Origin of the sequence: Sphingobacterium mizutaii (genome assembly GCF_900187125.1) — a bacterium.
In the GTDB taxonomy this organism is placed as follows: Bacteria; Bacteroidota; Bacteroidia; order Sphingobacteriales; family Sphingobacteriaceae; genus Sphingobacterium; species Sphingobacterium mizutaii.
This window is the reverse complement of record NZ_LT906468.1, coordinates 3340890-3353470: the sequence shown is the minus strand read 5'-3', so window position 1 is coordinate 3353470 and position 12581 is coordinate 3340890. Positions and strand designations below refer to the sequence as shown.

The following is a 12581-nucleotide window of genomic DNA, read 5'->3' as shown; positions in this document are numbered from 1 at the left end:
TTATGACGATTAATGAAATACAGGATGAATTGATTGAGGATTTTTCCTTTTATCAAGATTGGATGGAGAAATATGAGCTCATCATCCAATTAGGGAAAGAACTGCCATTGATTGATGAATCCAACAGACAAGATCAATATATCATCAAAGGATGCCAGTCCAAAGTTTGGTTGGTCCCTGAATTGAAAGATGATGGAAAATTATATTTTACCGCTGATTCTGATGCGGTCATCACTAAAGGTTTGGTAAGTCTCATGGTAAAAGTACTATCAGGGCATAGTCCAAAAGAAATTGCGGATGCTGACCTATATTTTATCGATCAGATTGGATTAAAAGAGCACCTTTCTCCGACTAGGGCAAATGGATTGCTTTCCATGGTTAAACAGATGAAATTATATGGCTTAGCCTTACAGGCCAAAGTATCATAAGAAACAAAAGCTGCCCTTGGGCAGCTTTTTTATTTTTGGGTTATTGATTTATATTCTTCAAATCGGTTTTTGATATAGGCACGGAGTTCGTAATCTGACATTTTAGAAAAATCTTCATAGTTTGGTCTGTAGGTGTTTTGGAAGATTATAGCCTGATCGCCTTTCAGTCCGGTCATTTCTTCGATTAATTCCTTTGTGAATGTCATGTCGATATATTGTATGCTGTACTCATCAGCCTTCAATTGTTCTTCTAAAGGAACTTTTACTTTGCTCTTAAAAAGCATTCTCTTGACCGCTAGCAAATCTATGGTAAACAACCTTGCCGTACTTCCATTTGCCAAGAAACCTCTTGGATTGCCCGACATATCCGCTCTACCTAAGAACACTTGCCGATATTTAGGGGTTTTTGGGATGCCCAGGTCGATTTTGATTTGAGTGGAATCTTTTTGCTTGGTTTTTCCTTCAACCTTTACTTCTTCAATGGCAATATAACTCGGTTTTAAAGAAATTATGGATAAATCTTTTTGCGGCTGGTCCATGTAAAGGTTAATCTTCAATACTTGATAGCCTTGATGATAGAAAAAAAGACTGTCCCGCTGCATAACCCTGATTGAGAATTTTCCTTGCTGATCGGTAAAAGCTTCCGCAATACTGCTTTTTACCTTTGCCCTGACCACGATCCTTCCTGTCTCTGAATCTCTAAGGATACCATTGACGGTTTGGGCTTGGGCAAGTGTTCCCCATAGGACCAGAAGAAAAAGCAGGAGGATTCTCATTTAGGCATAGTTTATACCTAAAAATAAAGAGTAAAAGGTTAGCTTTTAGATTATTAACTTAATTTAACGCAAGATGGGTTTTAAACCTTGATAAACTTGGAGCTGATTTTTTTACCAAAGAAAATTTCTGCCTTCTGGTTGAAATCATCTGGGTCATCTGTAGTAAAGAATTGAAGTGATCTTGATTTTGAGCATTTCTCTTCGACTTCAGGATGTCTCTTTAAGTAATCTACCAAGCTTTCAGCCACCAATTTTCCTTGAGAAATAATATTGATCCCCTTTGGAGTATATTTCTCGATCAATGGTAGTAGCAAAGGATAGTGGGTACATGCTAATAAGATGGTGTCTATTTCCGGTGAATTGGCAATCAATTGTTGAATGTCCTGTTGTACGAAGAAATTTGCACCTTCGCTTTCCAGTTCGTTGTTTTCAACTAAAGGAACCCAGAATGGACAAGCATGTTGGAATACTTCGATCTGTGGATGAAATTTATTGATTTCAAGGACGTAAGAATTGGAGTTTACGGTTCCTTGGGTAGCCAAGATGCCTACTTTATTGCTTTTTGTAAATTCATTAACGACCTCAGAGGTTGGACGGATAACACCAAGTACTTTTTTGCCTTCGGGGAGGTCATGCTGCTGGATGGTTCTTAAGGCTTTGGCGGATGCAGTATTGCAGGCCAGTATTACCAGATTGCAACCCAATTCGAATAATTTGAAAACACATTCTTTAGTATATTCATAAACTGTCTCAAACGATCGTGTACCGTATGGAACCCTTGCATTGTCTCCTAAATAGATGTAATCGTAATCTGGAAGATGCTTATGGATCTCTTTGAAAACTGTGAGACCGCCATAACCAGAATCAAAAATGCCAATAGGACCGGGATTGTTTTGTGCAGACATGAATATTTTGCTTTCCTAAAAATTGATACAAAGGTTGCAGATTATGCTTTCAAATGCAAATGATTGCAGAAATTGTTGCAGATAATTTGTGTTCGCTTCGTTGACATCTTGACGAAAAATACTCTGCAAAGTCTGATTTTTTCCGTTAACACAAATCGCGTTCTGTTGGCAATGTTAACTCAATATTAAATTTACAGATTTATTTAAACCAATCGAAATAAAATTGGTCATTTTGTTAGTGAGATACATTGATATTTAGATCGGTATTTGACTGTAGAAGTAATTATTAACTATTCCATTTATTCGTTATGAGAAAATTCACACTAACCCTTATTGCCCTTGTAGCAATGTTGGCATCATGTTCAAAGAATGAGATTAAACCAGATCCTAAACCTGAACCAGAGCCAGAGCCCAAACCATCTGTAGAATATCCGAAAATTACCATCAATGCAAATAAGTCGAATCTGAGTCTATTCGAAAATGTGGATGCTTTTCTGGGTTTAGAAGGCGAGAAAGCTGATCCTTTTGAAGTTGGAATTTCATATATGGGAATATTTGATTCTGTTCATTGGGAAATTCCAAAGATGTATTTCGAATCCAAAACTAAAGCCTCAGTAACTGTAAAGGTCGGTTTTGCATTTTCCATACCAGGGACCTACACTCTATATTTATCAGCTTTTAAGGATAACGCCGTTGTAAGAAGAGATTCGGTAGAATTTCTTGTTAAAAACTCAAAAGACTTCTTAGGAATAAATTGGAAGGATGGAAAGGATACAGAGTTTTACAGTTCAAATAATACTTTTAGTAAAGAACATTTTAATCTAAAAAGTAATATTACTGGAGAAAAACCATTTGCTAGACTAGAATTTGGTTTGGGCAGAGGTACCTTGGGAGACGAATATTCCGAGTTGTCCTACAATGCATTAACAAAATGCATCAATACAAATTTTGGAGAAAGTCAATTTGATTATACAGGTGATGTTAAAAAATCTAATCTCATTGGAAAATATAAAGAGCTTTTTAAAAATCCCTTGGAGGCTAATTACTATCCAGTGAAGATCTGGCAAACGGCAAAAAATAATATCGTTTTATTGGCTTCGCCAAGTCAGGATCCTAAGATTTCTACTGATATATATCACGTTGTAATAGCAGAGCCAAGAAGTTAGATTACCTGATACTTGAAAATAAAAAAGCCCTCAAAACTTTAATTTTGAGGGCTTTTATCTTGTTATGATTTTAAAAGCTCTGGTTTTTCTTTATAGAGTTTCCACATCAATTCGCCAAATAAAGTATTGGTCCATGCGAACCAGTGACGGGTGAATTTTTTAGGATCATCTTTATGGAAAGATTCATGCATAAAGCCTGTTCCCCCATGCGTTTTCTTTAAAGTTTGCACACACTGACGAATTTCTTCATCATTGTTTGATGTATTTGCGCGCATGATGATGGACATTGGCCAAATCATATCGCGGCCGATATGTGGCCCACCGATTCCTTCAGCAAATTTTCCCTTAAAGAAGAATGGGTTTTTGTCGGATAGGATAAAGTTCCTTGTTCTTTGGTACACTTCATCATTTACATCAACTGCACCTAAATAGGGAAGAGCCAATAAACTTGGTACATTGGCATCATCCATCATCAAGTAACTACCAAATCCATCCACTTCAAATGCATAAACACGGCCATGGGTAGGATGGTCTATAATGCCATATTGCTTGACAGCTGCTTCAACTTCGTTGGCAAGGGCTTCCATTTCCGAAGCTAAGGTAGTATTGTTTTTAACCTTGCGAAGGATTTCGGCAGACTGACGAAGGCTGACAATGGCAAAGAGATTAGAAGGGATCAAGAACCCGAAGATACTACAGTCATCGGAAGGACGGAAGCTGGAAACGATCAAGCCAACTGGGTTTACAGGGTACCCATATCCATCGACCTGTAGGGTATCGGAACCTCTAGATGTGGTTCTTTCAAACTTATAGGGTCCTAATCCGTTTTTACGTTGTTGTTCTTTAAAAGTTCTTAAAGTTGCTTCTTGTGCTTTAACCCAGGTGTCATCAAATGGGGTTTTGTCATTTGTTTCCTTCCAATAGCGATAAGCAAGACGGATAGGGTAGCAAAGTGAGTCGATCTCCCATTTTCGTTCATGCATTCCTGGTTTCATGTCGGTGTGATCAGTAAACCATTCCCCTTTTTTTGTCGGGTCATTATAAAATGCATTGGCATAAGGGTCGATATTGATACATTCGGATTGTTTGTTGATCAAACCCAGGATCATGTTTTTTAGATCTTTGTCCTTATTGACAAACTGAATGTAGGGCCATACCTGTGCACTACTGTCGCGAAGCCACATCGCATCGATGTCGCCCGTGATGACATAAGTCAATTTTCTATCGCCTTTAGATTCATCATATACGGTTGTGTCCAAGGTATTGGGAAGGCAGTTGTTGAACATCCAACCTAATTCCTTATCGGCTACATTTTTCTGGAATTCCTTGATCATGCCTTCCACCAACTTACTGCTGAAATGGCGTTTGTCTACCGGAGTACGGACCACAGGAAAGTCATTGATTCCCTCAGCAAAAGAGAACTTGCTAGCTAGCATTCCTGCGCCCAATAAGGCAGAATTTTGAAGAAAAGTTCTACGCTTCATATTTTTAATAGAATAGTTTTACAATTAATTAGGTAGCAATATACAAATTGTACTTGATTTTACCTTGTCTAGACTAAACGTTTTAGCGTTTAATATGAGCAAAATTAAGTTTAGCTCAATTAATAAAAGTACCTTTGGGAGTTTTTAGGAATAAAATTTGATAGTATAGCCCAAACATCTCGACTAATAATTTATGAAACATACTTTATCATTTGCCATAGCCGGACTGCTCAGCATTAGTGCCATTGGCCAATTGCATGCGCAAGTCAAAAATCAGCCTTACTCTTTTCAGCATTATCAAAAGTACGATGAGGAGTTGTACTCCCCAAATACACGTTATCATACTTCTTCAAAACCCTATTTGTTCAAAGGGCGATTGTTAGAGAAGATGGATTCGATTCAATCATTGAATGCTGTGGATTCTGATAATTGGTTTATGCGCAAGATTTTCAATGAGCATCTTGTGCAAGTTGAAAAAGACGACCATACCTTTTATTTAGATGTTTTACCTGATTTTGTTATCGGTACGGAAATGATTGATCCTGATAAAAGGACCACTTGGTTAAATACACGTGGTGTTCAAGCTGGTGTTACCATCAAAGATAAATTCACTTTCTATGGTAACTTCTTCGAGAACCAAGGTGTTTTCCCGAGACATATCGATGAGTATATCATGCAGTCGAAGGTCGTTCCGGGACAGGCGATGGCAAAGAGACCTTTTAATAGGACAAAAGATTGGATGTATGCAACGGCGAATTTAACCTATGATTTCAGTGATTATCTGCAAGCAACCTTGGCTTATGATAAGAACTTTATCGGTGATGGTTATCGTTCGGTACTATTATCTGATTTTTCAGCAAATATGGCGCATTTGAAACTGACAGGTAAGGTGGGGAATGTACAATATACGTCCATTTGGGCCTATATGACCGATCCGAATAATCCGAGAATTGACTCCCTGAATTCAGGAGATCGTTTTGGAGATGGAATCAAATGGGGAGCATTCCAATATTTGGATTGGAATGTAACTAATCGTTTATCATTAGGATTCTTCCAATCCGTTATTTGGGCAAATCGCAATCAAGCGGGACATAGAGGTTTTGATTTTAACTACATTAACCCTGTATTGTTCCTTAGACCGGTGGAAAACAATAATATTTCATCCCCAGACAAGATGTTCTTGGGTTTGAATGCAAAGTATAAGATCTTGGATAACTTAACCGCCTATGGGCAGTTCCTTTTGGGTGAATTTACTGCGAAAGAATTCTTCTCGAATAATGGGTATAAACACAATAAATGGGGTGTGCAATTAGGTGCAAAAGCATTTAACATCTTCGGTGTAAGGAACTTAAATGTTTTGGGAGAATATAATGCAGTTCGTCCATATACCTATCAGCACTTTGTATCCATTTCAAATTACAGCAATAGAGGAGAACCTTTGGCACATCCTAGAGGTGCAAACTTCAGGGAGTTGATTGGTATTGCCAATTATTCTTGGAATCGTTTTGATTTTTCTCTTCAAGGTATGTACAGTCGTTATGGTACTGATCCAATGGGGCCAATGGGTCAGTTTATCAATTATGGTGGTGATATTTTCCAATCATATAGATCAGCTCCTAATACCTATGGTAACAAAATTGGCCAAGGTGTACAGAACGATCTATACTATGCCGATCTTAAAGCAGCCTATGTATTGAATCCGAAGTATAATTTAAGATTTGAGGTGGGCTATACACAACGCTACAACAAGATTGAAAAAGCTGCAACCCAGAAATCTGGGGTGATTACGGTAGGATTACGTTCAAGTTTCCGTAATCTTTATGGAGATTTTTAGGATTATAGTATCTTTATCGAATAAACGCAAATAATGAAAAAGATATTAATCCTAAACGGGCCAAATTTGAATTTACTAGGTGTTCGAGAGAAAGGAATCTACGGAGATCAATCCTTCGAAACTTATTTTGAACAATTGAAAGATAAATATGCGGTTTTGGACCTGCATTATTTTCAAAGTAATTCAGAAGGGGCAATTATCGACAAACTCCATGAAATTGGCTTTTCATTCGACGGTGTTATATTGAATGCAGGTGCCTATACGCATACTTCAGTAGCTATAGCTGATGCCATTGCGGCCATCAATACGCCAGTTGTGGAGGTCCATATCTCTAATGTCCACCAAAGGGAGGAATTTAGACATCATTCGTATTTGTCAAAAAATTGCAAAGGTGTAATCTTAGGTTTTGGATTGGATAGTTATCGATTAGGATTAGAAAGCTTTTTGAACGGATAAGTTCATTGATCATAAAAACAAAGAGCGGGGAATCAAAAATTCCCCGCTCTTTGTTTTATATTAAGATTCTGCAGTTTGAACCTTATTCTTGACAATGAGATGTAAGATCAGTGATAGAATCCCTCCGGTGCACATAACTACTAGCATAGGCCATGCGGTGCCGTTATGGAAGAAGCTGACCAAGGCGGAAGCAAAGGCACCAATTGCCATTTGAATGCATCCCAAAAGGGCAGACGCACTTCCTGCTAGGCTTTTGAATGGCGTCAATGCAACAGCAGAGGTGTTCGGGAAAATAAAACCATGCCCGAACAGAAAACAAAATATCAGGACCAATAAAACCGGAAAACTGAGGGTATTGCTGACCAATGCTATGATCATCAGGATCCCAATAAATGCCTGCCAGGTATTTGCCATTCGACTAATGTATTCACTGCTATGTTTTTTCAGGAAATAACGGTTCAATTGGGTTGCAATTACCATTGCCGAGGCTATAAATGCAAAGGCGATACCATATTCCGCTTTTGATAATCCGAAGAATTGTTGCATCACAAAGGAGGATCCAGCCAGATAGGCATAAGTTCCTGCCGAGGCAATGGAACCGATTAGGCAATAGGATATAAAGACTTTATTGGAAAGCACTTGCCAGAAGTTCCCTAGGATAGATTTTGGTGCTAAGGATAGACTTCGATTTCCGGCAAAACTCTCAGGTAGCAAGAAGGCTGTAGCAATCAGAATAAATAAGGATAGCAGAGCCAAGAACAAAAAGATATAGTGCCAGTCAAAATGAGCTAGCATAAAAGCTCCGATACTTGGTGCGAGGATAGGAGAGACACCGATAACCAACATCAGTAAACTGAAGACCTTTGCAGCCTCGCGGTTGCTATAATAGTCTGTTACCATAGCTCGAGCCCCAACCATTCCTCCACAGCTTCCTAAGGCCTGTAAAAAGCGAAGGATAATCAGGTGATTGATGTTCTTGGTCAAGATACATAGGAGAGAGGCGATGAAATATATGGCTAAGCCCACTAATAGAGGTTTTTTACGGCCATATTTGTCCAATAATGGCCCATAGATCATCTGACCGAATGCAATACCGATAAAATAACTCGTAAGCGTGAGTTGAACCTTATCAACAGAGGTATTGAAATCTTCAGCTATGACATCAAAAGCAGGTAAATAAAGATCAATGGAGAAAGGGCCGATTGCAGATAATAAACCTAAAATCAGCAGAGTGACTTTTCTGTTGTTTCTTAAAGCAGCTGACATTCAATAAAAATAAAAGCCCCGCTCTAGTGCAGGGCTATATGTTGTTAAGCTTTTTTAGTTTCTTTTGGCTTTCTGACCAGCAGAAAGATTCCTAATAGGATGAATGGAATACTTAGGATTTGGCCCATGTTCAATAACATTCCAGCTTCGAAAGCTACTTGATCAATCTTTACATATTCGATAATAAATCGAGCTCCAAATAGGAGAATCAGGAAAATTCCAAATAGTTTTCCCGGTTTAGGGTCTTTGTTTTTCTGGTACATTGCCCAAAGGATAATGAAGATTATGACGTAAGCAATGGCTTCATACATTTGTGCAGGGTGACGAGGGATTTGATCTTCATGCGTGAAAATCACAGCCCAAGGAAGATTGCTAGGATTTCCTATCATTTCAGAATTGAAGAAATTCCCTAAACGGATAAATGCTCCCGCAATAGGAACGACCAAGATCAATCGATCCGTAATCCACATGAAATTAGTCTTGGTGTTTCTTGAGAACAACCAGAGTGCTATTAATATACCGATTGCACCACCATGGCTAGCCAGTCCGGTAAAACCAGTTAATTCCCAACTTCCATTGATTTTCTGAAAGGGGATGAATATTTCCAGGAAATGTTCTTTGTAATATGCCCAGTCATAGAAGAAACAGTGACCAAGGCGAGCACCTACTAAGGTTCCAATAAAGATATAGATTGTTAATTTGTCTAATAGTTCTTGGGATTTGCCCTCTCTCTTAAAGATTTTGAGCATCAGGAAGTAAGAAACTACAAAAGCCAATAACCAACATAGTGAATACCAGCGTACGCCAAATGATCCGATTTTAAAGATTTCTGGTTCAGGTCCCCAGGTAATAAAACTTAAAATATCTAACATATTGCAATAAAGTGTCCGGTAAAGATAAGCTTTCGGATTTTATTTTTGCGAAAATTAAGGAAATACTTATTTTGCGAGAATTAATACTTCACTATGGCAAAAAAAACAGCAAAAGTAGAAGAAAGAACATCTGTAGTGACCGATGCTTCCTTGTCTTTTTTTGAAAAATATATCAATAATCCTTCACCAACCGGTTTCGAATGGGGAGGTCAGCGTATGTGGTTGGATTATATCAAACCCTATGTCGATGAGACTTATATTGATAATTACGGTACTGCCGTTGGGATCATAAATCCTAAAGCAGAATATAAAGTGGTTATTGAGGCGCATGCGGATGAGATTTCATGGTTTGTGAACTATATCTCCAAAGATGGTTTGATCTATGTGATCCGTAATGGTGGTTCTGACCATCAGATTGCCCCATCTAAACGCGTAAATATCCATACGGATAAGGGAATTGTGAAAGCCGTTTTTGGTTGGCCAGCAATCCATACACGTTCTGGTGAAAAGGAAGAAAGTCCCAATCTCAAGAATATTTTCTTAGACTGTGGATGTACATCCAAAGAGGAGGTTGAAGAACTGGGCATCCATGTTGGATGTGTGATAACCTATGAAGATGAGTTCATGATCTTGAACGATCGCTACTATGTAGGAAGGGCACTGGATAACAGAGCAGGTGGATTTATGATTGCCGAGGTTGCAAGGTTATTGAAGGAAAACAAGAAAAAGCTGCCATTTGGTCTTTATGTGGTGAATTCTGTTCAGGAAGAAATTGGTCTACGAGGGGCCGAAATGATTGCCAATTACATTAAACCTAATGTAGCCATCGTCACTGATGTTACCCATGATACAAATACCCCGATGATCAATAAAATTACCCAAGGTGATCTAGCTTGTGGTAAGGGTCCAGTGGTTTCTTATGCTCCAGCCGTTCAGATTAATTTGAACAGGCAGTTGATCGAGGTGGCTCAGAAAAACAATATTCCAATCCAGAGGCAGGCATCCTCCCGTTTTACGGGCACCGATACCGATGCATTTGCATATTCAAATGGAGGTGTTCCATCTGCGTTGATTTCCTTACCTTTGCGTTATATGCACACTACTGTTGAGATGGTTCACCGAGAAGATGTGGATAATGTAATCCGATTGATTTATGAAATGGTCCTCACCATCCAAAAAGATCAGGATTTCAGAACATTTAGTAAATAAAATAAATTAGAGAAGAGAACAGACATGGAAAACCCTAATCCAAATCCGGAAGGACAAGAATTAAGCATAGAACTAACCGAAGAGATTGCAGAAGGAGTATATTCAAACCTTGCGATTATCACCCACTCTAATACAGAGTTTGTGGTGGATTTTGTTAGGATTATGCCTGGTGTACCCAAGGCTAAAGTTAAGTCTAGGGTTATTTTGACACCTGAACATGCCAAACAATTAATGAAGGCTTTGCAAGAGAACATCAGTCGTTTTGAAGGGCAAAATGGAACTATCCAACCTAAGGATATTCCTTACCCGTTGAACTTCGGTACTCCAAAAGGCGAAGCTTAAATTTATTTCATAAAGCTTTAAAATAGCTGCCAATGGCAGCTATTTTTGTTTGATATCTCCTTGTTGGGAATAAAATCATGAAATGATTCTGTCTTGTTAAAATCAGTTTCTTCAAAATATTGCTGAATGTTCTGTTTTTTAATGTATTTTACTGAAATAAAAACCTGTTTCTTATCCTACACGGTATCACGGAATTGTTGATTTATCTTGATTTGCTAACTCGTTCAGTACGAATGGATAGTGTTGTTTGGTGAAAATTTGGAATGGGTTTTGTTTTATGGATAACTTTGCCGATTCTGGCAATTCAATCATATTAAAATGGATATTAAAGTTAGAAACCTTAGTAAAAAAGATTATAAGGATTTAAAGAATTCTATGGAAGAAGCTTACCATGGTTTGGTAGGTGATCCATGGACCAAAGAGAATATTGTGGACCTTATCGATATTTTTCCTGAAGGACAGATCGCTGTGGAGGTGGATGGAAAAGTTGTTGCATGTGCTTTATCCATTATCCTGAATTCACGTAAGACCAATATTTACGATAAATATTACACCATTATTGATGATGGTAAATTTGATAAGCATGATACAGATGGGGATACCTTATATGGGATCGAAGTGTTTGTGCACCCTGATTTCCGCTCATTAAGATTGGGAAGAAGGCTATATGACCAACGTAAGGAATTATGTGAACAGATGAACCTGCAAAGGATCATTGCCGGTGGGCGTATCCCGAATTACCACAACTATTCGGATAGTATGACCCCAAGGACTTATATCGAGAAAGTGAAAAGGAAAGAAATCTATGATCCAACCTTGACCTTCCAGCTTTCCAATGATTTCCACGTAAAGAAAATCTTGAAAAATTATCTTCCTGAGGATGCTGAATCGATGGAAGTCGCAACTCTTTTGGAGTGGAATAATATTTACTATGAACCAGATGCTCCTTCGAATTCAGCGACAAAGCAAACCATTCGTTTGGGTTTGGTGCAATGGCAGATGCGCCAGTTTAAGGATATTGAAGAATTTTATGATCAGATCGAATTCTTCGTGGATACCGTAAGTGATTATGGTACCGATTTCATTATGTTCCCTGAGTTTTTTAATACGCCATTGATGAGCCCTTATAATGAACTTCCAGAGCGTATGGCAATGGAGAAATTAGCAGAACATACCAAGGACATCGTCGAACGTATCCAACAATTTGCAGTTTCTTATAACGTGAATATTATTTCCGGATCGATGCCAATCATGGAAAGAGGAAAGTTGTATAATATCAGCTACCTATGCCATCGAAACGGTAGTTTGGACCATTATAAGAAAATCCACATTACTCCGAATGAAATGAAGTATTATGGTTTAGTGGGTGGTTCGGAAGTCAAGGTGTTCGATACGGATTGCGGAAAAGTAGGACTGTTGATTTGTTATGATGTGGAGTTCCCGGAACTGAGCAGAATCTTGGCGGATCAAGGCATGCAGATCTTGTTTGTCCCTTTTATGACGGATACCCAGAATGGTTATATCCGTGTCCGTTCTTGTGCGCAAGCTAGGGCAATTGAAAACGAATGTTATGTTGCAATCGCTGGATCGGTAGGTAACTTACCGAGGGTAAACAACATGGATATACAATATTCGCAATCCGCAGTATTCACTCCTTCGGATTTTGCCTTTCCAAATAATGCCATCAAGGCTGAAGCTACTCCTAATACAGAGATGGTATTGATCGCTGACGTTGATCTTTATGCTTTGCGTGATCTACATGAGTATGGAACGGTCAAGATCTTAAAGGATAGAAGAAAAGATCTTTACGAAGTGAAACTTCTGAAGTAAGCAGATAAAAAAA

At 38.4% G+C, this 12581-nt stretch carries 12 protein-coding genes; 7 read left to right on the top strand and 5 right to left on the bottom strand.

Annotated features, from left to right (window positions below; genetic code table 11):
* Positions 1 to 2: 2 nt before the first annotated feature.
* Positions 3 to 428, top strand: coding sequence for a SufE family protein (locus CKW03_RS14565; protein ID WP_093098199.1), 426 nt, complete (start codon positions 3 to 5; stop codon positions 426 to 428).
* 29 nt (positions 429 to 457) lie between these two features.
* Here CKW03_RS14565 and CKW03_RS14560 read toward each other — a convergent pair whose 3' ends face one another.
* Together CKW03_RS14560 and murI are read right to left on the bottom strand one after the other, a co-directional pair.
* The gene (locus CKW03_RS14560; RefSeq protein ID WP_093098198.1) at positions 458 to 1204 is read right to left on the bottom strand and encodes a hypothetical protein; all 747 of its coding nucleotides are present in this window, start codon (positions 1202 to 1204) and stop codon (positions 458 to 460) included.
* A gap of 80 nt (positions 1205 to 1284) precedes the next feature.
* Positions 1285 to 2109: a glutamate racemase gene (gene murI / locus CKW03_RS14555; protein WP_093098196.1), complete on the bottom strand. Its 825-nt coding sequence runs from the start codon at positions 2107 to 2109 to the stop codon at positions 1285 to 1287.
* Between the two features lie 308 nt (positions 2110 to 2417).
* Here murI and CKW03_RS14550 point away from each other — a divergent pair, with 308 nt between their 5' ends.
* Positions 2418 to 3275, top strand: a complete 858-nt coding sequence (locus CKW03_RS14550; protein ID WP_093098194.1) for a hypothetical protein — start codon at positions 2418 to 2420, stop codon at positions 3273 to 3275.
* A 62-nt stretch (positions 3276 to 3337) separates the two neighbouring features.
* Here CKW03_RS14550 and CKW03_RS14545 read toward each other — a convergent pair whose 3' ends face one another.
* Entirely contained in the window at positions 3338 to 4759 is a 1422-nt protein-coding gene (locus CKW03_RS14545; protein WP_093098192.1) for a glycoside hydrolase family 125 protein, read from the bottom strand.
* A 193-nt stretch (positions 4760 to 4952) separates the two neighbouring features.
* Here CKW03_RS14545 and CKW03_RS14540 point away from each other — a divergent pair, with 193 nt between their 5' ends.
* A complete protein-coding gene (locus CKW03_RS14540; protein WP_236736495.1) occupies positions 4953 to 6593 on the top strand; it encodes a gliding motility protein RemB in 1641 nt (546 codons plus the stop codon).
* A gap of 33 nt (positions 6594 to 6626) precedes the next feature.
* The gene (gene aroQ, locus CKW03_RS14535; protein ID WP_093098190.1) at positions 6627 to 7049 is read left to right on the top strand and encodes a type II 3-dehydroquinate dehydratase; all 423 of its coding nucleotides are present in this window, start codon (positions 6627 to 6629) and stop codon (positions 7047 to 7049) included.
* Between the two features lie 60 nt (positions 7050 to 7109).
* Here the strand turns inward: aroQ and CKW03_RS14530 are convergent, their stop codons facing one another.
* Complete coding sequence (locus CKW03_RS14530) at positions 7110 to 8315, bottom strand: multidrug effflux MFS transporter (protein WP_093098188.1); 1206 nt, start codon at positions 8313 to 8315, stop codon at positions 7110 to 7112.
* Between the two features lie 44 nt (positions 8316 to 8359).
* Positions 8360 to 9187 carry a prolipoprotein diacylglyceryl transferase gene (gene lgt, locus CKW03_RS14525; protein ID WP_093098186.1) on the bottom strand — a complete coding sequence of 276 codons (828 nt, stop codon included), beginning with the start codon at positions 9185 to 9187 and terminating at the stop codon, positions 8360 to 8362.
* A gap of 93 nt (positions 9188 to 9280) precedes the next feature.
* Here lgt and CKW03_RS14520 point away from each other — a divergent pair, with 93 nt between their 5' ends.
* From CKW03_RS14520 to CKW03_RS14510, 3 genes are all read left to right on the top strand, one after another.
* On the top strand, positions 9281 to 10396 hold the full coding sequence (locus CKW03_RS14520) for a M42 family metallopeptidase (protein ID WP_093098184.1): 1116 nt from the start codon (positions 9281 to 9283) through the stop codon (positions 10394 to 10396).
* A 24-nt stretch (positions 10397 to 10420) separates the two neighbouring features.
* Positions 10421 to 10738 carry a DUF3467 domain-containing protein gene (locus CKW03_RS14515; protein ID WP_093098182.1) on the top strand — a complete coding sequence of 106 codons (318 nt, stop codon included), beginning with the start codon at positions 10421 to 10423 and terminating at the stop codon, positions 10736 to 10738.
* Between the two features lie 318 nt (positions 10739 to 11056).
* Positions 11057 to 12568, top strand: coding sequence for a carbon-nitrogen hydrolase family protein (locus tag CKW03_RS14510; RefSeq protein ID WP_093098180.1), 1512 nt, complete (start codon positions 11057 to 11059; stop codon positions 12566 to 12568).
* The last annotated feature ends 13 nt before the right edge of the window (positions 12569 to 12581 follow it).